19 protein-coding genes, 1 pseudogene and 1 riboswitch are annotated in these 20,181 nt (G+C 71.5%); of the genes and pseudogenes, 10 read left to right on the plus strand and 10 right to left on the minus strand.

Features of this window, described 5'->3' with window-relative positions; translation table 11 throughout:
* Positions 1-64: 64 nt before the first annotated feature.
* From ACFXAZ_RS07780 to thrC, 3 genes are all read right to left on the minus strand, one after another.
* The gene (locus ACFXAZ_RS07780) at positions 65-268 is read right to left on the minus strand and encodes a cold-shock protein (protein ID WP_004986573.1); all 204 of its coding nucleotides are present in this window, start codon (positions 266-268) and stop codon (positions 65-67) included.
* Positions 269-655: 387 nt separating this feature from the next.
* The gene (locus ACFXAZ_RS07785; RefSeq protein WP_384586409.1) at positions 656-934 is read right to left on the minus strand and encodes a MoaD/ThiS family protein; all 279 of its coding nucleotides are present in this window, start codon (positions 932-934) and stop codon (positions 656-658) included.
* 120 nt (positions 935-1,054) lie between these two features.
* A complete protein-coding gene (gene thrC / locus ACFXAZ_RS07790; protein ID WP_384586410.1) occupies positions 1,055-2,338 on the minus strand; it encodes a threonine synthase in 1,284 nt (427 codons plus the stop codon).
* Between the two features lie 18 nt (positions 2,339-2,356).
* Positions 2,357-2,515, minus strand: a riboswitch (SAM riboswitch).
* A 209-nt stretch (positions 2,516-2,724) separates the two neighbouring features.
* On the opposite strand from thrC, the gene ACFXAZ_RS07795 reads away from it, so the two are divergent.
* Both ACFXAZ_RS07795 and ACFXAZ_RS07800 read left to right on the plus strand, forming a co-directional pair.
* The gene (locus tag ACFXAZ_RS07795) at positions 2,725-3,669 is read left to right on the plus strand and encodes a glucosyl-3-phosphoglycerate synthase (protein ID WP_382684070.1); all 945 of its coding nucleotides are present in this window, start codon (positions 2,725-2,727) and stop codon (positions 3,667-3,669) included.
* Positions 3,670-3,751: 82 nt separating this feature from the next.
* Positions 3,752-5,146 carry a trehalose-6-phosphate synthase gene (locus ACFXAZ_RS07800; RefSeq protein WP_384586412.1) on the plus strand — a complete coding sequence of 465 codons (1,395 nt, stop codon included), beginning with the start codon at positions 3,752-3,754 and terminating at the stop codon, positions 5,144-5,146.
* 422 nt (positions 5,147-5,568) lie between these two features.
* Here the strand turns inward: ACFXAZ_RS07800 and otsB are convergent, their stop codons facing one another.
* Genes otsB through ACFXAZ_RS07815 form a run of 3 tightly spaced genes read right to left on the minus strand, consistent with a single transcriptional unit; the run spans position 5,569 to position 8,053 of the window.
* Positions 5,569-6,426, minus strand: coding sequence for a trehalose-phosphatase (gene otsB, locus ACFXAZ_RS07805; protein WP_384586414.1), 858 nt, complete (start codon positions 6,424-6,426; stop codon positions 5,569-5,571).
* 39 nt (positions 6,427-6,465) lie between these two features.
* Positions 6,466-6,741, minus strand: coding sequence for a DUF3263 domain-containing protein (locus tag ACFXAZ_RS07810; protein WP_384586416.1), 276 nt, complete (start codon positions 6,739-6,741; stop codon positions 6,466-6,468).
* 40 nt (positions 6,742-6,781) lie between these two features.
* Positions 6,782-8,053, minus strand: a complete 1,272-nt coding sequence (locus ACFXAZ_RS07815) for an ABC transporter substrate-binding protein (protein WP_384586418.1) — start codon at positions 8,051-8,053, stop codon at positions 6,782-6,784.
* 111 nt (positions 8,054-8,164) lie between these two features.
* Here ACFXAZ_RS07815 and ACFXAZ_RS07820 point away from each other — a divergent pair, with 111 nt between their 5' ends.
* From ACFXAZ_RS07820 to ACFXAZ_RS07830, 3 genes are all read left to right on the plus strand, one after another.
* Positions 8,165-9,106 (plus strand): ROK family protein, encoded by a 942-nt coding sequence (locus ACFXAZ_RS07820; RefSeq protein ID WP_384586420.1) that lies wholly within the window; start codon positions 8,165-8,167, stop codon positions 9,104-9,106.
* Complete coding sequence (nagA, locus tag ACFXAZ_RS07825; RefSeq protein ID WP_384586422.1) at positions 9,106-10,311, plus strand: N-acetylglucosamine-6-phosphate deacetylase; 1,206 nt, start codon at positions 9,106-9,108, stop codon at positions 10,309-10,311. The genes ACFXAZ_RS07820 and nagA overlap by 1 nt, the downstream gene beginning before the upstream one ends.
* 122 nt (positions 10,312-10,433) lie before the next feature.
* A complete protein-coding gene (locus ACFXAZ_RS07830) occupies positions 10,434-11,363 on the plus strand; it encodes a 1-phosphofructokinase family hexose kinase (protein WP_384586424.1) in 930 nt (309 codons plus the stop codon).
* Between the two features lie 85 nt (positions 11,364-11,448).
* Here the strand turns inward: ACFXAZ_RS07830 and ACFXAZ_RS07835 are convergent, their stop codons facing one another.
* On the minus strand, positions 11,449-12,393 hold the full coding sequence (locus tag ACFXAZ_RS07835) for a carbohydrate-binding protein (RefSeq protein WP_384586426.1): 945 nt from the start codon (positions 12,391-12,393) through the stop codon (positions 11,449-11,451).
* Positions 12,394-12,524: 131 nt separating this feature from the next.
* Positions 12,525-14,192, minus strand: coding sequence for a diguanylate cyclase CdgB (gene cdgB / locus ACFXAZ_RS07840; protein ID WP_384586428.1), 1,668 nt, complete (start codon positions 14,190-14,192; stop codon positions 12,525-12,527).
* 592 nt (positions 14,193-14,784) lie between these two features.
* Between cdgB and ACFXAZ_RS07845 the strand changes: the two genes are divergently transcribed.
* Complete coding sequence (locus ACFXAZ_RS07845) at positions 14,785-15,333, plus strand: flavin reductase family protein (RefSeq protein WP_384586524.1); 549 nt, start codon at positions 14,785-14,787, stop codon at positions 15,331-15,333.
* A 118-nt stretch (positions 15,334-15,451) separates the two neighbouring features.
* On the opposite strand, the gene ACFXAZ_RS07850 is transcribed toward ACFXAZ_RS07845, so the two are convergent.
* Complete coding sequence (locus ACFXAZ_RS07850; protein WP_384586430.1) at positions 15,452-16,348, minus strand: sigma-70 family RNA polymerase sigma factor; 897 nt, start codon at positions 16,346-16,348, stop codon at positions 15,452-15,454.
* Positions 16,349-16,450: 102 nt separating this feature from the next.
* Entirely contained in the window at positions 16,451-16,888 is a 438-nt protein-coding gene (gene arfB / locus ACFXAZ_RS07855; protein WP_384586526.1) for an alternative ribosome rescue aminoacyl-tRNA hydrolase ArfB, read from the minus strand.
* A 235-nt stretch (positions 16,889-17,123) separates the two neighbouring features.
* On the opposite strand from arfB, the gene ACFXAZ_RS07860 reads away from it, so the two are divergent.
* The 4 genes and pseudogenes from ACFXAZ_RS07860 to ACFXAZ_RS07875 all read left to right on the plus strand — a co-directional run bounded on the left by ACFXAZ_RS07860 (position 17,124) and on the right by ACFXAZ_RS07875 (position 19,973).
* Positions 17,124-17,699: a TerD family protein gene (locus ACFXAZ_RS07860; RefSeq protein WP_384586432.1), complete on the plus strand. Its 576-nt coding sequence runs from the start codon at positions 17,124-17,126 to the stop codon at positions 17,697-17,699.
* Between the two features lie 337 nt (positions 17,700-18,036).
* Positions 18,037-18,392 (plus strand): annotated as a pseudogene (locus tag ACFXAZ_RS07865) (type II toxin-antitoxin system RelE/ParE family toxin).
* Positions 18,389-18,742 carry a helix-turn-helix domain-containing protein gene (locus ACFXAZ_RS07870; protein ID WP_384586434.1) on the plus strand — a complete coding sequence of 118 codons (354 nt, stop codon included), beginning with the start codon at positions 18,389-18,391 and terminating at the stop codon, positions 18,740-18,742. The pseudogene ACFXAZ_RS07865 and the gene ACFXAZ_RS07870 overlap by 4 nt, the downstream one beginning before the upstream one ends.
* Positions 18,743-19,019: 277 nt before the next feature.
* Positions 19,020-19,973, plus strand: a complete 954-nt coding sequence (locus tag ACFXAZ_RS07875; protein ID WP_384586436.1) for a GNAT family N-acetyltransferase — start codon at positions 19,020-19,022, stop codon at positions 19,971-19,973.
* Positions 19,974-20,181: the final 208 nt, after the last annotated feature.

Here is a 20,181-nt window from a genome sequence, read left to right on the forward strand (position 1 = left end):
CTTGCGGGGGCTTGGGGACGGGCCCGCACCCAGTGGATGCGGGCCCTTCCCTAGCAAGAAATGTTCAGGCGGTGACGCGAACCATATCGGCCTGCGGGCCCTTCTGGCCCTGCGAGATCTCGAACTCGACCCGCTGGCCCTCTTCCAGGGTGCGGTATCCGTCCATCTGAATCGCGCTGTAGTGGACGAAGACGTCCGCACCACCGTCGACCGCGATGAAGCCGTACCCCTTCTCCGCGTTGAACCACTTGACGGTGCCCTGAGCCATGCCTAACTCCCCTATTACTGGCCCTTGCACAGATCCACACTTCGCGGACCCGGGTCAGACCTCACCCCCCGATCGGTGGGGGCGTGCGCCGGAACGCGTCGACCGCGGCCGAATGTATCTGCCCAACTGCTGTCTGCAACAGGTCAATCGGACGAGAAATCCGGGCAGGACCGGTCGGTAATTTCTGGAGAATTCCACAGACTCCGGGGCAAGTCGGGCCCGACAAAGAGAACGAAAGACGCAAAGGAAGCTCACACTTTGGCTACTTCTCATCGCTGCTTCGGAACGCGAACGGCAGCGGTTCCCCAACTCTACCCTGCTTAACCATGCAGAATTGCCCCCTCCGTTTCTCTCACGGAGAGGGCAATTCGACGAACGGTGGGTGACTCAGCAGCCGCCGGCCACGGCCGGGATGATCGACACCCCGGCCCCGTCGGGCGTGGCCGTCTCCAGCCCCTGCTCGAAGCGCACATCATCATCATTGACGTACACGTTCACGAACCGCCGCAGCTTACCCTGGTCATCCAGCACCCGGGCGGCGATCCCGGCATGCTTCTTCTCCAGATCCGCGATGACCTCACCAAGATTCCCCCCTTCAGCGGCAACCTCGGCCTGCCCACCCGTGTAGGTCCGCAGAATGGTCGGGATACGAACGGTAACGCTCACTTTGAACCTCCGGTCAGCTGACGCCCTCAAGGGGCGCGGGGCGCTATCGATATGCGGCTTCCGCCGCGCGGGCGCGACCAGCCCCAACCGGCCCGCAGACAAATCCAATGGGACGGGGTCCTAGACCAGACCGGCGTCCCGGAACGACTCCAGACTGGGCCGAATGGTCGCCGTCAACCCGGTGTCCGCGACCGCGTCCAACGTCTTCAGCCCATCCCCGGTATTGAGAACGACGGTGGTCAGCGAAGGATCGAGCACCCCGCTCTCCACCAGCTTCTTGGTGACCCCTACGGTCACCCCCCCGGCGGTCTCCGCGAAAATCCCCTCCGTACGCGCGAGCAACCGAATCGCGTCGACGACCTGCTCGTCGTTCACATCCTCCACCGCCCCGCCCGTACGCCGCGCGATGTCGAGCACGTACGGCCCGTCCGCCGGGTTGCCGATGGCCAGCGACTTGGCGATGGTGTTCGGCTTCTGCGGGCGCACCACGTCGTGGCCGCCCTTGAAGGCGGCGGAGACCGGCGAGCAGCCCTCGGCCTGGGCGCCGAAGATCTTGTAGGGCCTGTCCTCGACCAGCCCGAGCTTGATCAGCTCCTGGAGCCCCTTGTCGATCTTGGTGAGCTGGGAGCCGGAGGCGATCGGCACCACGATCTGGTCGGGCAGCCGCCAGCCGAGCTGCTCGCAGATCTCGTACGCCAGGGTCTTGGACCCCTCCGCGTAGTACGGCCGCAGATTGACGTTGACGAAGCCCCAGCCCTCGCCGGCCGGGTCGCCGATCAGCTCGGAGCAGAAACGGTTCACGTCGTCGTAGTTGCCCTCGATGCCGACCAGCTCGCCGCCGTAGACCGCGGCCATGACGATCTTGCCCTGCTCCAGGTCGTGCGGGATGAAGACGCAGGAGCGCAGGCCCGCGCGGGCGGCGGCGGCGCCGACCGCGCCGGCCAGGTTGCCGGTGGAGGAGCAGGACAGGGTGGTGAAGCCGAAGGCGCGGGCGGCCTCCAGGGCCTGGGCGACGACCCGGTCCTTGAAGGAGTGGGTGGGGTTGCCGGAGTCGTCCTTGACGTACAGGCCGCCGGTGATGCCCAGCTCACGGGCCAGGTTGTCGGCCTGGACGAGCTTGGTCCAGCCGGGGTTCAGGTTGGGCTTGTCGGCCACGTCCGCGGGGACGGGCAGCAGCGGCGCGTAGCGCCAGATGTTCGCGGGGCCCGCTGCGATCCGCTTGCGCAGTTCCTCGGTGTCGTAGGCCGAGAAGTCGTAGGCGATCTCCAGCGGGCCGAAACACTCCTCGCAGGCGAAGAGCGGGCCGAGCGGGACGCGGTGGCCGCATTCGCGGCAGGAGAGCGCGGCGGCGGGTCCGAGATCGATGGTGGAATTGCCGGTCTTCGCGACAGTCTGCACAGCCATGTGAGGCGAGGCCCTTTCTCCTCATCTTCCCCACGACGCATTTCGTCGTGAGACGGATTTGGCACCTTCCCTAGCCGGGAGCCTCGCGGTGACGATCGTCAGCGATCGGTTACGAGACCGGCTGGAGGGTTGCCGGGGCTTCATCGGGCCGTTTCCCTCTGCCCCTCTGGATGAGCAATATGCGGTTGTTCCTGCGGTTATATGTTCGGTTGTGTGCGCCGCGGACCCCCGACATGCGATGGTCATCAGCGTTGTTCAAGACTGTAACCGAAGGCCAGGACAGTTGAGATAGTCGTCCGTACCGCGAGATGGATCACACCGCCGGTGAGGCGCCGGTGACCTGGGGATCTATCGCGTGCGAGCCCAACAGTGAGGAGCCGCGGACCGTGCTGGAAGAAGTCGAGCGCTGGCTCGGGACCCACACCTGGTCCCTGACCGACCGCCCGCTGCACCGCATCCTGGCCGCCAAGCGCAGCACCGGCCAGTCGGTCAGCGTGGTGCTGCCCGCGCTGAACGAGGAGGAGACCGTCGGCGACATCGTCGCGGTGATCCGCCACGACCTGATGGACCAGGTGCCGCTCGTCGACGAGATCGTCGTCGTGGACTCCGGCTCCACCGACCGCACCGCCGAGGTGGCCGCCGCCGCGGGCGCCCGGGTGGTGCACCGCGACGAGATCCTGCCGCGGCTGCCGGCCGTCCCCGGCAAGGGCGAGGTGCTGTGGCGCTCGCTGCTGGTCACGAGCGGTGACATCGTCTGCTTCATCGACGCCGACCTCAAGGAGTTCTCCTCGGACTTCGTGTCCGGCATCGTCGGCCCGCTGCTCACCGAGCCCGGGATCGACCTCGTCAAGGGCATGTACGACCGTCCGCTGGCCGGCGCGGCCGGGCAGGGCGGCCGGGTCACCGAGCTGATGGCCCGCCCGCTGCTGAATCTGCACTGGCCCCAGCTGGCCGGTTTCGTGCAGCCGCTCGGCGGCGAGTACGCGGCCCGCCGCTCCCTGCTGGAACAGCTGCCCTTCCCCGTCGGGTACGGCGTCGAGCTGGGCATGCTGGTGGACTCCCTGCATCTCGTCGGCCTCGACGCGCTCGCCCAGGTCGATGTGGGGGTGCGCAAGCACCGGCACCAGGACGGGCAGGCGCTCGGCCGGATGGCCGCCGCGATCTACCGCACCGCGCAGCTGCGGCTGGCCCGCGGGCAGCTGGTCCGGCCCTCGATCACCCAGTTCGAGCGCGGTGAGGAGGGCTTCGAGCCGCGGACGTACTCCGTGGACACCGAGGAGCGACCGCCGATGGCGGAGATCTCCGAGTACGCGTCCCGCAAGGTCGCGTGAGGCCGCGGGTGACGCTGTATACGGCGGGCGTGTGGCAGAACCGTACGTTTGAGCGTTTACGGCTCGGGCTAGGTTGAGGCGTATGGCTGCAACCTTCGGCGCTGCGCGGGTCCTGGTCGCCTCCAACCGCGGGCCCGTCTCCTACGAGCAACGCGACGACGGCACGCTGCACGCGAAACGCGGGGGTGGCGGGCTGGTCTCCGGGCTGTCGGCGATCGGCCCCGAGGCGGACGCCCTGTGGGTGTGCTCGGTGCTCGGCGACGGCGACCGCGAGGCCGTGCGGCGCGGGGTCGGCGAGCCGGGCGTACGGATGCTGGACATCCCGGCGGACGTGCACGCCGACGCGTACAACGGCATCGCCAACTCGGTGCTGTGGTTCGTCCACCACATGCTGTACCAGACCCCGCTGGAGCCGGTCTTCGACGCGGAGTTCCGGCGCCAGTGGGCGTCGTACGAGAGCTACAACCGCGCCTTCGCCGAGGCGCTGGCGGCGGAGGCGGCGCAGGGGGCGGCGGTCCTGGTCCAGGACTACCACCTGACGCTGGTCCCCGGGCTGCTCCGCGAACTCCGCCCCGACCTGCTCATCAGCCACTTCTCCCACACGCCGTGGGCGCCGCCGGAGTACTTCCGGATGCTGCCGGACGACATCGCCGCGCAGGTGCTGCGCGGGATGCTGGGCGCGGACCGGCTGGGCTTTCTCACCCGGCGCTGGGCGGACGCCTTCACGGCGTGCTGCGAGGCGTTCACGGGCGGGCTCGGGGACACCGAGGTGGGGGTGCACGGTCTGGGCGCCGACGGGGACTTTTTGCGGCGGCGCTCGCACGACGACGACGTGGTGCGGCGGATGGCGGTGCTGCGGGAGGAGATCGGCGCGGGGCGCCGGGCGATCGTCCGGGTGGACCGGACCGAGCTGTCCAAGAACATCGTGCGGGGGCTGCTGGCGTACCGGCAGCTCCTCGACGACCACCCGGAGTGGCGTGAGCGGGTGGTCCACGTGGCGTTCGCGTACCCGTCCCGGCAGGATCTCGCGGTGTACCGGGACTACATGGCCGAGGTGCGGCGGCTGGCCGGGGAGATCAACGCGGGGTACGGCACGGCGGGGTGGACGCCGGTCGTGCTCCACCTTGAGGACGACTTCGCGCGCTCCCTCGCGGCGTACCGGCTCGCCGACGTGGCCCTCGTCAACCCCATCCGCGACGGCATGAACCTGGTCGCCAAGGAGGTGCCGGTCGTCTCCGACGAGGGGTGCGTGCTGGTGCTGTCGCGGGAGGCGGGGGCGTGGGAGGAGCTGGGGGAGGACGCGGTGGGGGTGAACCCGTACGACGTGTGCGGGACCGCTGCCGCGTTGCATGCGGGGCTGGTGATGAGCGCGGGTGAGCGGGCCGAGCGCACGAAGCGGCTGGCTGCCGCCGGCACCGCGTTGCCTCCGGCCCGCTGGTTCCTGGACCAGCTGGAGGCCCTCCGGGCGGGTGCCTGAGGGTGGGCGGCGGGGTGCGGGTGCGGGTGCGTGGCGGCTGGTCGCGCAGTTCCCCGCGCCCCTGAGGGGGGCGGAGGATACGTAGTCGGGTGCGGGTGCGTGGTGGCTGAGCGCGCAGTTCCCCGCGCCCCTGAGAGGGTTGGGGTGGAGGGCACTCGTGGGGGGGCCGCGATGTCCTTGGCGGGTAAGCGGAGGTCAGCCGTGACGCCCCAGGGGCGCGGGGAACTGCGCGACCAGCCACCCACCCGCCCGCACCCGGCCAAGCACCTCCGCCACCCCCCACACACAACAGCCCCCTCACCCGCGAAACCCGCTCCACCCCAACCCCTTAGGGGCGCGGGGAACTGCGCGACCAGCCACCCACCGGCCCGCACCCGGGCAGTCACCTCCGGCACCCCCCACAACAGCCGCCCCCACCGCGCTCAGCGGAGCGACCCCGCCGCCGCCGACAGCAACCGGACCACCCCCGCCGGACCATCCACCACCACATCCGCCCGTTCCCGCAGTTCCGGGACCTCGTCGCTGCCGCTGCACACCAGCAGGCCCGGGGTGCCCGAGGCGCGGAGGGACTCCACCGCGGCGTACGCCGGGAGGTCGCCCAGGTCGTCGCCGGCGTAGAGCACGCACTCGGCGCCCACCTCACGGACGTACTCGCGCAGGGCCACGCCCTTGTCCACGCCCGGCGGACGCAGTTCGAGGACGTACCGGCCGGGCTCGACGATCAGGGCGTGGCGGGTCGCGAGGTCGGTCAGCGGGGCGCGCAGGGCCTCGAAGGCCGACTGGGGGGCCACCGCGCGCCGGGTGTGGACCGCCACGGCACGGCCCTTGTCCTCGATCCACGCGCCCTCGGCCGACGAGCCCGCCGCCGCCAGCACGCCCGGCAGTTCCGCCCGCACGGCCGCGATCCCCGCCGGCGGCTCCGGCGCCGTCAGTTTCCCGCTCGCCGCGTCCCACCGCTCCGCCCCGTACTGCCCGAGCACCACGAGGTGCTCCAGCCCCGCGACCCCGCCGAAACCCCCGTACCGCACCGCCACCTCCGCCGGGCGTCCGGTGATCACCGCGATGGAGGCGACCTTCGGGGCGAGGGCCGTGAGGGCGCGGACCGCGTCCGGGTGGGCGCGGGCCCGCTCCGGGTCGGGGACGATCGGCGCCAGCGTGCCGTCGAAGTCGAGGGCGATCACCGAGGACCGCGGCTTCGCCAGCAGCGTGTCGAGACCGAGCCGCCCTGCCTCGGTCACCGGCGTCGGAAGATGGTTCGCGTCACTCTCGTGGCTGCCCATGCCCCGAGCCTATCCACGCCCCCGGCACCCGCCCACACCTCACCGCTCGCCGCGCCGCGCCTGGCGCACCCGTCTGAGCCGGTTGACCGTCACCGGGTCGTGCTCCAGGGCTCCGGGGTCGTCCAGGAGGGCGTTGAGGAGCTGGTAGTAGCGGACCGGGGCCAGGCCCAGTTCCTCGCGGATCGCCCGCTCCTTCGCGCCCGGCCCGGGAAAGCCCCGGCGCTCCAGCGCGAGGATGCCCCGCTCCCGGCTGCCCAGAGAGTCAGGAGGGTCCGGAGCATCCCTGGGGGCCGGCGCGTCCCGTTCCCGATCCATGTCCACAACCGTAGCCGCCCCCACTGACACACACCCCCGCCTACCCGGCCGCCGTCCCGCTCTCCGCCCGCATCGCCGTCGCCTGCAACTCACCGAGGACCACCGACGGGCTGCCGTCCGGGGTCGCCGTGGTGCCGATGGTCTTCTTGACCTCGGCGCTGACCGTCGCCCAGGACGTGCGGCTGACCGGGTACAGCTCGGACAGGGGCAGTTCGTCGAGGAAGGGCTTGAGGTCGGCGTCCTCCTCGGCCGCGGTCATGACCTCGGAGGCGGAGTCGGTCACCGGCAGCAGGTCGTAGCGGCGCGAGAAGTCGAGGACGTTGCGCTCGCTGTACACGAAGTTGAGGAACTCGCCGATCTGGTCCCGGTGGCCGTTCTCCTTGAAGGCCATCATCCAGTCGGCGACGCCCATGATGGCCTCGCTCTCGCCGTCGGCGCCGGGCATCGGCACCATGCCGAACTCGACGCCCCGGTCGGTGGCCATCTTCATCAGGGAGGGGTGCCCGTTGAGCATCCCGACCTCGCCGGCGGCGAACGCCTCGAAGGCGTCCGCGCGGTTGAGTTCGCCGGGCGGGACGGGCCCGGTCAGGCCCTCGCCGACGAGTTCGTCCCGCAGCCAGGTGAACGTCTCGACGTTCTCGGTGGAGTCGATGGCGTAGGAGCCGTTGGTGTCGACATAGCCGCCGCCCCCGCTGAGCAGCCACTGGAGGGTCTCGGCCTGGGCCTCCTCCGCGCCGAGCGGCAGCGCGTACGGGGTGCTGACGCCCTCGTCCTTCAGCTGCCGGGCGTTCTCGGCGAGTTCCTCCCAGGTGCTGGGCGCGGTGATGCCGGCCTGCTCGAAGAGGGTCTTGTTGTAGAAGAGCAGCCGCGTGGAGGCCGCGAACGGCATGCCGTACTGCACCCCGTGGACCTGCCCGGCGATGGCCAACTGGTCGGCGAAGTCCGCCTGGACGGGTATGGAGAGCAGATCCCCGGCCCGGTACAGCAGATCCTGGTCGGCGTAGTCGGCGTAGGCACCGATCTGGGCCAGGTCGGGCGGGGTGCCGGCGTCGACCAGTGCCTTGACCTCGCGGTCGACGTCGTTCCAGGAGTACACACGGACGTCGACCGTCACATCGGGGTGGTCGGCCTCGTAGCGCTGGACCAGGTCCGCCCAGTACTCCTCGGAGCCGTTGGCCTCGTTGTCGCCGTAGTCGGCGGCGATCAGGGTCAGGGTGACATCGCCCGAGTCGCCGACACCGCAGCCGCCCAGGCCGGCCGCCAGGCCGAGGGCGGACATCATCGCGATCATTGCCGTTCTGCGCCGCTGCATCGCTCCGGTCCCACCCTGTTCGCTTGTTTTGCTCGTCCGGTTGACGAATCAAGGTCTACACCACGTGAATGGACTAGACCTCTTAAGGGTATACGGGTCACACTGTCCCCCGTGAGACACGTCATCGCCCTCGATGTGGGCGGCACCGGGATGAAAGCCGCCCTGGTCGGGGCGGACGGCACGCTCCTGCACACCACGCGCCGGGCGACCGGCCGCGAACGCGGACCAGAGGCCGTGATCGAGGGCATCCTCGACTTCGCCGCCGAGCTGCGCGCGTGCGGGGAGGAACGGTTCGGCGAGCCCGCGCGGGCCGCCGGTGTCGCGGTGCCCGGGATCATCGACGAGGCCGAGGGCATCGCCGCCTACGCGGCCAACCTGGGCTGGCGGGACGTGCCGCTGCGCAAGCTGCTCACCGACCGGCTCGGCGTGCCCGTCGCCCTCGGGCACGATGTGCGCGCCGGCGGGCTCGCCGAGGGCCGGATCGGCGCGGGCCGGGGCGCGGACCGCTTCCTGTTCGTGCCGCTGGGCACCGGTATAGCGGGCGCGATAGGCATCGACGGCCGGGTCGAGGCGGGCGCGCACGGCTTCGCGGGCGAGATCGGCCATATCGTCGTACGCCCCGGCGGCACCCCCTGTCCCTGCGGGCAGCACGGCTGTCTGGAGCGGTTCGCGTCCGCCGCCGCCGTCAGCGAGGCGTGGGCCGCGGCCGGCGGGGACCCGCAGGCGGACGCCGCCGACTGCGCGAAGGCCGTCGAGGCGGGCGACCCGCGCGCGATCGAGGTCTGGCGGGAGGCGGTCGACGCGCTGGCCGACGGCCTGGTCACCGCCCTCACCCTGCTGGATCCGCGCACCCTGATCATCGGTGGCGGCCTGGCCGAGGCGGGGGAAACGTTGTTCTCACCGCTGCGGGACGCCGTCCGGCAGCGGGTCACCTTCCAGAAACTGCCGGCGATCGTGCCGGCGGCCCTGGGCGACACGGCGGGGTGCCTGGGCGCGGGACTGCTGGCCTGGGATCTGCTCAGCACCACTGACCACAAGGAGGAATCGGCCTGATGGCAACCGCCCCAGGGGCGCGGGGAACCGCGCGTACCACCCCGACCGGCCCGCAGCCGCCGCACCACGTCCAGGTCCTCACGGGCGCGCGGGTCGTCCTGCCGACCGGCGTGGTGGACGACGGCTCGGTGATCGTGGAGGGCGACCGGATCGCCGCCCACGCCCCGGACAGCGCCCCCCGCGTCGATGTGTCGGGCCACTGGCTGGTCCCGGGCTTCGTCGATCTCCACAACCACGGCGGCGGCGGTGCCTCCTTCACCTCCGGCACGGTCGAGGACGTCCTCCAGGGCATCCACACCCACCGGCTGCACGGCACCACCACCCTGGTCGCCTCCACCGTCACCGGCGAGATGGACTTCCTCGCCCAGCGCGCGGGCCTGCTGTCCGAGCTGGCCGAACAGGGCGACATCGCGGGCGTCCACTTCGAGGGGCCGTTCATCTCGCCGTGCCGCAAGGGCGCGCACTCCGAGGAACTGCTGCGCGACCCGGACCCGGCGGACGTGCGCAAGCTGATCGACGCGGCGCGCGGCCAGGCCCGGATGGTCACGCTCGCGACCGAACTCCCCGGCGGCCTGGACTCCGTACGGCTGCTCGCCGAGCACGGCGTGATCGCGGCCATCGGGCACACCGACGCGACCTACGAGCAGACCGTCGAGGCCATCGACGCGGGCGCGACCGTCGCCACCCACCTCTTCAACGCCATGCCGGTGCTCGGCCACCGCTCCCCCGGCCCGATCGCGGCCCTGCTGGAGGACCCGCGGGTCACCGTCGAGCTGATCAACGACGGTACGCATCTGCATCCGGCCGCGCTGGAGCTGGCGTTCCATCACGCGGGCGCCGACCGGGTCGCCTTCATCACCGACGCGATGGACGCGGCCGGGTTCGGCGACGGCCGCTACATGCTGGGCCCGCTGGAGGTCGAGGTCAGCGAGGGCGTGGCCCGGCTGGTGGAGGGCGGCTCGATCGCCGGGTCCACCCTCACCCTGGACCGTGCCTTCAAGCGCGCGGTGACCGTCGACCGGCTCCCGGTCGAGGCCGCCGTGCAGGCGCTGTCCGTCAACCCGGCCCGCCTCCTGGGCCTGTCCGACGCCATCGGCTCGCTGGAGCCCGGCAAGTACGCCGACCTGGTCCTGCTGGACGACGACTTCGACGTACGGGGTGTGATGCGGCACGGCGAGTGGATCGTGGCGCCCCGGCTGCCCTGATCCCGCCCGCGATCCACGGGACGGCGACCGGTCGCGGGTCTGGGCCGGTCGCCGTCTCTTTGGCATGATCGGGACGAAGGCACGTACGGCAGGCGTACTCGTCCCCGGGGAGGTCGGCCCAGGTGATCCTCACCGTCACCCTCAACACCGCTCTCGACCTCACCTACCGCGTCCGGTCCCTGCGCCCGCACGGCTCGCACCGGGTCTCGGAGGTGAGCGAACGGCCGGGCGGCAAGGGCGTGAACGTCGCCCGGGTCCTTTCGGCCCTCGGCCACGAGGTGACGGTCACCGGCTTCGCGGGCGGCCCGACCGGCCGCGAACTCCACGACGCCCTCACGGCCGTCCCCGCCCTCACGGACGCCCTGATACCCGTGTCCGGCCCGACCCGCCGCACCATAGCCGTCGTCGACGAACACACCGGCGACACCACCCGGTTCAGCGAACCCGGCCCGCCCATCACCCCGCGGGAGTGGTCCGCCTTCCAGGAGGTGTACGAGGATCTCCTCGCGTCCGCCTCGGCGGTGGCCCTGTGCGGCAGCCTGCCCCCGGGCGTCCCGGTCGGCGCCTACGCGGCCCTGATCCGCGCCGCACGCTCCCGGGCGGTCCCCGTGCTGCTGGACACCGGCGGCGAACCGCTGCGCCGGGGCATCGCCGCCCGCCCGGACGTCGTCAAGCCCAACGCCGATGAACTGGCCGAGCTGACCGGCTCCCACGAGCCGCTGCGGGCCACCCAGGACGCCCGGCGGCGCGGCGCCCGCGCGGTCGTCGCCTCCCTGGGCACCGACGGGCTGCTGGCCGCCACGTCCGAGGGCCGCTGGCGGGCCACCGCCCCGGCCCGGCTCCACGGCGATCCGGGCGGCGCCGGGGACTCGGCGGTCGCGGGCCTGGTGTCGGGTCTGGTGGAGCGGCTCCCGTGGGCCGACCGGCTCGCCCGCGCCACCGCCCTCGCCGCCGCGTCCGCGCTCTCCCCGGTGGCGGGCGAGTTCGACCGGGCGGCCTACGAACGGCTGCGCACCCGGGTGACGGTGACGCGCGAGGCCGACGCGGCGTGAGGACTGCGCACGGGCGTCACGCCGACGGGGTATGAGGGCCGCGCGCGGGCGTCACACCAGCGGGCGTAAGGGCCGCGCGCGGGCGTCAGCCCTCGACCTGACCCTTCTTCAGCCAGAGCTGGTCGAGCAGGACATCGCACTTGTCGCCGGTCTCGCAGGAGATGGAGAGGGTGTTGGTGCCCTTGTTGAGGGTGGGCCAGGCGTAGGTCTCGGTCCAGCCCTTCGCCGGGTCGTCGGAGCCGGTGAAGTTGGAGAGATTCAGCTTGCTGCCGAAGGGCTTGCCGTTGACGTTGAGGGTCATCGACTGGTCCTCGCCGACGGCGCTGTACCGCGCGAAGACGGTGTACGTGCCGTCCTCGGGGATGCCGTTGACGGTCCAGGTGACCGAGGAGCCGACCTGGTTGAGCCCGCTCACATAGGTCCCGCCGTCCGACTGGGCGCCCTCGACGTCCGAGGCGGTCGTCGCCCCGCCGCCGGGCTGGAGCGCCTGGGCGTCGACGAGCGGCAGCTCCTCCTCGGTGGCCGTGCTCTCCTGCGTCGAGGGGCTCGGCGCGCCGCTGGACTCCTCCTGCTGACTGGGCGTGGAGTCCGCCTGGGAGTCGCCGCCCGGCTCCTCGCCGCCGCCCAGCATGGCCACGCTGATGCCGATGACGACCGCGGCGACCACCGCGATGGCGCCGATCAGCAGCCCCTTGGTGTTGGGGCCGCGGCCCCGGCCGCCGCCCCCGCCGCGCGCCTGCTGCTGCGGGGCGGTGGGCGCGCCGCCCGGGAAGGTCTCCGGCGCGGCGTAGTGGGCGCTGGGCTGCCTGCCGTAGGCGCCCTGCTGGGGCACCTGGCCGTACTGCGGGGGCGCGGCCGGTGTCTGCTGGCCGTACTGGCGCTCGCCGACCGTACGCACTCTGTTGACCGAGCCCGGATAGCCGTAGCCGCCGGACGGGGGCTGGGCGCCGTTGGCCTGCCCGTCGGCGTAGAGGTAGCCGAACGGGTCGTCGTCCTCGGGCGTGCTCGCGCCGTTGTTGCCGGGCGTCATCCCTAGGTACTCCTCAACAGGTGCGAAAGGAACGGTAGGACAGCGGTGCGGGGGGAGTCAGAAAACGAGCCTACCCCGATCGCGTGGCCCGAACGGGTGACTCGTCCCGCATCACACCACTGACCTGCGGGTCATCCCGCGCGTCTGTGCTGTTTGGGACGAGATCGTTTCTCGACGTACATCCGTTCGTCCGCGGACTTCAGCACCTCGTCCGCCGTCATCCCGCAGTGGGCCCACCCGATGCCGAAGCTCGCGCCGACCCGGACGGCCCGTCCCTCGGCTCGGATCGGCTGGATGATCTCATTGCGCAACCGTACGGCGAGATCCTGTGCGTCGGCCCGGCCCAGACCGTCGGCGAGGATCACGAACTCGTCCCCGCCGAGCCGGGCGACCGTGTCGCCGTCGCGCACCTGGCGCGAGAGGCGCCGGGCGACCTCGATGAGGACGGTGTCGCCCGCGTTGTGCCCGAACCGGTCGTTGATCGACTTGAAGCCGTCGAGGTCGCAGAAGAGGACGGCGAGGCCCTTGGTGCCGTCGTCGTGCTCGTTCTCCGGGGCGGCGGTGTGCACATGGTGGTCGTAGCCGTCGAAGGCGTCGGCCGTGGCGTCCGGGCGGTAGTCGAAGCCGTGGCCGTTGGCGTCGAAGGCGGGGTGGCCGTAGGCCGCGTCCATGGCGTCGACATCGCTGGGGTGGGCGGCCTGCGGGCGGGCGCACAGCCGGGCGGCGAGCCGGGAGCGCAGCTCGGCGGAGTTCGGCAGGCCGGTGAGCGAGTCGTGGGAGGCGCGGTGGGCGAGTTGCAGCTCGCGGCGCTTGCGCTCCTCTATGTCCTCGACGTGGGTCAGCAGGAACCGCGGCCCGTCGGCGGCGTCGGCGACCACGCTGTTGCGCAGGGAGACCCAGACGTACGTACCGTCGCGGCGGGTCAGGCGCAGTTCGGCGCGTCCGCCCTCGGCGGAGGTGCGCAGCAGGGTGCCTATGTCCTCGGGGTGGACCAGGTCGGAGAAGGAGTAGCGGCGCATGGCGGAGGCGGGGCGGCCGAGCAGCCGGCACAGCGCGTCATTGCTGCGCAGCACGCGTCCGTGCTGGTCACCGCCCATCTCGGCGATGGCCATACCGGACGGCGCGTATTCGAACGCCTGGCGGAAACTCTCCTCGCTGGAGCGCAGCGCCTGCTGCTCGCGCTCCAGCCTGACCAGTGCCCGCTGCATATTCGCGCGTAGACGCGCGTTGCTGATGGCGATGCCTGCCTGGAAGGCGTACATCTGGAGCGCCTCGCGGCCCCAGGCGCCGGGCCGGCGGCCGTTGCGGGGCCGGTCGACGGACAGGACGCCGATCAGTTCGCCGGAGCCGCCGCCGCTCTGCGGGCCGGAGACGTACATCGGGGCGAAGAGCCGGTCGGCGGGGTGCCACTCGTCCTCGAAGCGCGGCTCGGGGCCGTCGGTGTGCCACTGCGGGACGTCGTCGTCGTCGAGGATCCAGCCCTCGGTGTGGGGGATGAACACCAGGTCGCCCCAGGCCTGGCCCATGCCCAGCCGGCGCTCCCAGGAGGCGCGGGGCCCGACCCGGCCGGTGATCAGGGCCTCGGCGGCGGGGTTCCCGGAGAAGGCGGCGACGACCAGATCGCCGTCCGGCCGGACCAGGTTCACACACGCCAGCTCGTACCCGAGGGCGCTGACGACTCCGTCCGAGACGGTCTGCAAGGTGTCCGCCAGGCTGCGGGCCGTGTTCATGTCGGCCATGCCCTGGTGCAGTTGCCGCAGGGACGCAAGACGGACGTAGGGCTCCGACTCGGTCTCCATGCTCGCCTCCCCCCGAGACCTCGCAGCGAATCAAGGGTTTCTCCGGCGTACGCCGCGTGCTCCTGGTCGGGTGCGCGCGGTGCACTTCGGTGTACTTCTGGTACTGCTGGTGGTTCTGGTACTGCTGGGGCTTCTGGTGCTTCTGGTACTGCTGAGCGCTTCTGAATGTTTCTGGATGCTTCCGGATACTTCCGGAGCCTCCGGCGTACTCCTTCAGCCTCCCCGCCACTGAATCACAGCGCGCTGCCCACTCGGTACACAGGGTCAACAATTAGTCGGTCTTGTGACTCAAGTCACAGCGAAACCTGAACAATTGCGTCAGGTTTCGCTCATTTCTCTATGCTTTTCCTGAACGCAAACTTTGTATCTATGTGCGCCGTTGTCTGCATCCCTCGTTGAGGGGTTGCGGGGCCGCGGCAGCAGGGCCCGGACGCCGTCGGCCGGTCCTAGGACCTCGCACCCGGTCCCGTCTCGGGCGGAGGTCCGATGCGGGGGCCGTACGCCGGAGACTAGCGTGCGGGGCGTGCAGAACTCCGTCCCCTCCGCTTCCGTCCCGGTCCCCGCCAGCCGGACCGCCCCGTTCCCACCCGTCATGGCGGCCGGCGCCGGGCATGCTGAGAGGGTGAGCAACGACGAGTTCCGCGCCGCCCTGTCCCGCCTCGCGGCCGGTGTGGTCCTGGTGACCGCGCGGGAGGCGTCGCTCGACCCGGACGATCCGCAGGCGCCGGTGGGCGAGGACGTGGGCATGACCGCGACCGCCTTCATGTCCGTCTCCCTGGACCCGCCACTGGTCCTGGTGAGCCTGCGCGAGGGCTCCCGCATGGACGATCTGCTCGCCGAGCAGCCCCTGTGGGCGGTCTCCGTCCTCACCGAGAGCCAGCGCCACATCGCCGGCCGCTTCGCCATGAAGGGCCGCATCAGCGACCGTCTGCTCTTCGAGGACATCCCGTACGCCCGTGGCCGGGTCACCGGCGCCCCCTTGGTCGGCGGCGCCCTGGCGACCCTGGAATGCCGGACCGAGCAGCGGGTGACGGCCGGCGACCACACCCTGGTCATCGGCCACGTCCTGACGGCGGAGGTGCCCAGCGCGGAGGGGCGCCCGCTGGCGTACTTCCGGGGGCGGTACCGGCAGTTGGGGTGAGGGGGCGGGGTGAGGGGGTGGGCTGAGGGGGTGGGCTGAGGGGGTGGGTGGCCCGTACTCCCGTGTACTCCCGTTTGTACTCCCGTGCCCGCGCCCGTGCCGGTCGCTTCCGCGAACGTCAGGGGGCGATGTCCAGCTCCACCTCCAGCCGGTCCAGCCGCTCGCGGGTGGTGACGACCTCGATGACGGCGATCCGGTCCCGTACGAAGGTGAAGGCCAGCGCGCGTTGCACCTGGCCGGTGGCGGAGAGCACCACGGCCCCGGCGGCCCCGTCGACGAGGGCGGGCCGCACGGTCCCGACGTGGGGCGCCACGCTCGACGCGCCCCGGGCGACCGCGTGGGCGCCGGCGGTCACGCTGATCTCGCCGCGGGAGACGACATCCGGGTCGAGGACGGCGAGCAGCCCCTCGAAGTCGCCCTCGCGGGCGGCGGCCAGGAACGCCGACACGATGCGCCGCTGCCGGGCCAGATCGGCGTCCGGTTCGGGCGCCCCCCGGACCCGGCGCCGGGCCCTGCTGGCGAGCTGGCGCACCGCTGTCGGCGTACGGTCCACGATCGTGGCGACCTCGTCGTAGGGGACCGCGAACATGTCGTGCAGGACGAAGGCCAGCCGTTCGGCGGGGGTCAGGGTCTCCAGGACGACGAGCAGGGCGGCGCCCACCGAGTCGGCGAGCAGCGCGTCCAGCTCGGGGCCGGCGGCGGGCGCGGCGGGCGCGGCGGGCGCGGCGGGCGCGGGCATCCCGGCGTCGAGGGCGGCGTCGAGCGAGTCCTCCGCGCGGTGGCGATGCGAGCGCAGCATGTCGAGGCAGACCCGGCCGACGACGGTGGTCAGCCAGCCGCCGAGATTGCCGACAGCGGTGGTGTCACTGCGGCTGTAGCGGATCCACGCCTCCTGCACCGCGTCGTCGGCCTCGGCGAGCGAGCCGAGCATGCGGTGGGCGACGGCCCGCAGATGCGGGCGGTACGCCTCGAACCGTGCCGCGCGGTCGGCCGCGTGGAAGTCCTTCTCGTCCATGGGCTGCTGCCACCGTCCTCAGGTCGGCTGGGCTTTCGCAGCGTTGACGTGCGGGGAGCGGAATGTGTGACACGGGTGCGGTCGCGGACGGGCCCCTGGGGGCTATGTCCAGTCCCGCCCGTCCCTCCCCCGCTTGGTCTGGGACCGCTGCTTCTTCTCCCTCAGCCGGCGTTCGTTGATGCCGCGCGGGATGCGGGTGGGGCGGCGGGGCTTGGGCGGGGGCGCGGTGGCCTCGGCGAGGAGCGCGGTCAGGCGTACGGCGGCGGTCTCGCGGTTGCGCCACTGGGAGCGGTGCTCGGAGGACCGTACGGAGATCACCCCGTCGACCAGGCGGCCGGCGAGCCGCTCCAGCGCGCGGGCCTTCCAGACCTCGGGGAGCGCCTCGGTGGCGGCGAGGTCGAAACGCAGCTCGACCTGGGAGTCGGTGGTGTTGACATGCTGGCCGCCCGGCCCGGAGGACTTCGAGAAGCGCCACATCAGCTCGGCCTCGGGGAGCGAGACGGAGCCGCGGATGGTGTAGGGACCGGACATGACATCCATGGTCGGGGTGCGGGCGGTGGGAGTCACGCGAATATCGGCTCCGGTTCGTGATTTCCGGACCGCCGTCGCCCGGGAGGTGGACCCGCGCCCGGCCAGAAGGTAAAGAAAGTAAAGCGACCCGCGTGGCGTGGGAACCTGTGGGACCCCTCTCCGCGTTCATAGGGGTAGCTGTAGCTTCGTGCCGTACGAAGCCTCAGAGGCATAGCGCACGTATCGAGGGAAGGAACTCCCGACCATGGCTGTAAGCCTGTCCAAGGGTGGCAACGTCTCGCTGACCAAGGAGGCTCCGGGCCTGACGGCCGTCACCGTGGGCCTCGGCTGGGACGTCCGTACCACCACCGGCACCGAATTCGACCTGGACGCGTCCGCGATCGCGGTCAACCCGCAGGGCAAGGTCTACTCGGACGGCCACTTCGTCTTCTTCAACAACAAGCAGACCCCGGACAACACGATCGTCCACACGGGCGACAACCGCACGGGTGAGGGTGAGGGCGACGACGAGCAGATCAACGTCAACCTCGCCGGCCTGCCGGCCGACATCGACAAGATCGTCTTCCCGGTCTCGATCTACGACGCCGAGAACCGCTCGCAGAACTTCGGCCAGGTCCGCAACGCCTACATCCGCATCCTCAACCAGACCGGCGGCACCGAGATCGCCCGCTACGACCTCTCGGAGGACGCGGCCACGGAGACGGCGATGGTCTTCGGCGAGCTGTACCGCAACGGCGCCGAGTGGAAGTTCCGCGCGGTCGGCCAGGGCTACGCGTCGGGCCTGGCGGGCATCGCCCAGGACTTCGGCGTGAACATCTGAGGGTGACCCCGAGGATCTGACCCAGACGGTCAAAGAGGCCCCCGGTGAGGTGTTGGGGGCCTCTTTCCGTTGCCGGGGATGTCGGCTTGTCGCGGGGTTCGCGTCCTGGCGGACGCTGTCCACTGCCGTCGACTTGGGGGAGGCTGAACGATCGGCGTTCGGTCGGGTCGTCCATACCCCTGAATGTGAACGGGGGACGCTTCCCCCCGACCTCGATGGCTACAGACACCGTCCATCCGGGCAGGCTTGGCCTTGCCCGTCGCGACCGGATGATTCCGTGCACGGAGCTCTTATACAAGAAACTGTATAGTCAGAGCTGTGAACGACGCGTGGGCAGATCGAGATCGAGCCGGAGGTCCGTGAAGGGCTGGAGCTTCTGCCGGAAGCGCAGTACGACAAGGCCGAGCGGGCTGCTGACATGCTGGCGGCACGGCCAACCACGCTCGGTGAGCCGTACTCCCGACATCTCGGCGGCAAGGTCCGCGAGTTGCGGTTCGTCATGGATGGCAGCGCGGTCCGCATCACCTATTGGCTCGCGTCCGAGCGGCGGATCGTCCTGCTGACCGTGTTCCGCAAGACCCGGCAGCGCGAGAGCCCGAGATCGAGCGGGCCCGGCCGGCGCAGAAGGTGTGCGAGGGGGAGCACGGGCGGGCCGAGCACTCGTACGACCGTGACAAGGAAGGACCCTCGTGAACCACCACCACTGGAAGACCCGTCGGACCCGTGCGCTGCTCGGGGAGCAGGTCGAGGAGTCCCCGGCGTATGTGGAGGCCGGCTACGCCTTCGGGCTTGGGCAGGCCGTCCATGACCGGCGGGTGGGACTCGCGCTGTCGCAGAGCGAGCTGGCGCGGCGAGCGGGTATGACCCAGCCGCAGATCTCTCAGATCGAGGGCGGCGACTCCGTACCGACCCTGGCTCTGCTCACCCGGCTGGCCAAGGCTCTGGACGCGTCCCTCACCATCGACCTTGACGGCGACACCTCGGCCTTTGTGTTCACGCCCCACGACGAGGCACCGGCGGGCGGACGCCCCTCCGTGGCCTGATGGCCGCGGCGCTTCGGTCTGCCCTCACCCAGGCACATGGCGGCCCCTGTACGCGGTCGATCCTGGTGATCGGCCGGGTCGGCGGCCAACAGCGCCGCCTCGGTGTCCATCAGGGGCGGTACGCGTCGGCGTACGGGCGAAAGCGTCCGGCGCCTGGCCGCCGAGAACAGCGAACTCGCCCGCCGCACACGCGGAACACCGGCCCGGCCCGGCCCGCCAACCGGTCTTCGGACATGGCGTGGCCTCGGCTGTCGGCCCCCGTACTACGGTGGGCCGCATGATCATCGAATCCCTCCCGGTCAGTGCCGACCGGGACATTCCGGCCGCCGTGCTGACCGAGATCACCGCGCTCTACGCCGCGAACCGGGAGTTCCAGGCGCTCAGTGGGGACTTTCCGGAGCCCGATGACATCCGGCCCGAGCAGGTGGCGGCGGTGCTGGCCGATGAACTGGCGCAGCCGGGGGCGGAGGTGTTGCTGGCGCGGAGCGAGGGGCGGCTGGTCGGGATGGTGATCACCTTGGCCCGGCATCCGGATCCGGCCGACCCCGATCCCTGGATCGGGCTGCTGATGGTGGACGCCGGGGTGTGGCGGCAGGGGTTCGGGCGGCGGATCGCGCGGGCCGTCGAGGAGCGGTTCCGCAATGAGGGACGTACGGGGGTGCGGCTGGCCGTGCTCGACGGCAACACCAAGGGGCTCGCCTTCTGGATCGCCCTCGGGTACCAGGTCATCGACCGGCGGCCCGACCGGCAGTTCGGCAGGCCCTGTGCCGTGCTGCGGCGCACCCTGCGTCTTCCCCGGCGCGCCGCCCGGGTCGCCGTCGTCGACCCCGAGGGAGCGGTCCTGCTCTTCCGGTACGACAACGTCGAGGTCGGCGTCCACTGGGCGCTGCCCGGCGGCGGTCTGGAGGCGACGGAAGGGCCCCGCGAGGGAGCGCTCCGCGCACTGCGCGAGGAGACCGGCTGGACCGACCTCCTGCCGGGGCCGCTGCTGTGCACCTGGGAGCACGACTTCACCCACAGCGGCATCCCCGTCCAGCAGCACGAGCATGTCTACGTCACCCCCGGCCCGCACCGCGACCCCACCGGGCCGTACCTCGCCGCCGCCCACGCCGCCGACGGCATCCTCACCTGGCGGTGGTGGAGCCGGAAGGAACTCGCCGCCGCGCCCGAGCCGGTGTGGCCGCCGGATCTGGCGCGGTTGCTGGATGAGTGGGAGCGGGGTGGCGGGTAGGCGGCGCCGGAGCCCTCGCCGGAGCCCTTTCCCGGCGTCTGCGGTGAGCGGGTCGGCGGTCGGCGGTCGGCATGCAGCGGCCAGCGGCCAGCGCGGTCAGCGGCCAGCGGTCAGCGGTCAGCGGTCAGCGGTCAGCGGTCAGCGGTCAGCGGTCAGCGGTCAGCGGTCAGCGGTCAGCGGTCAGCGGTCAGCGGTCAGCGGTCAGCGG

The organism is Streptomyces sp. NPDC059477, from assembly GCF_042749375.1.
Taxonomy (GTDB): Bacteria; Actinomycetota; Actinomycetes; order Streptomycetales; family Streptomycetaceae; genus Streptomyces.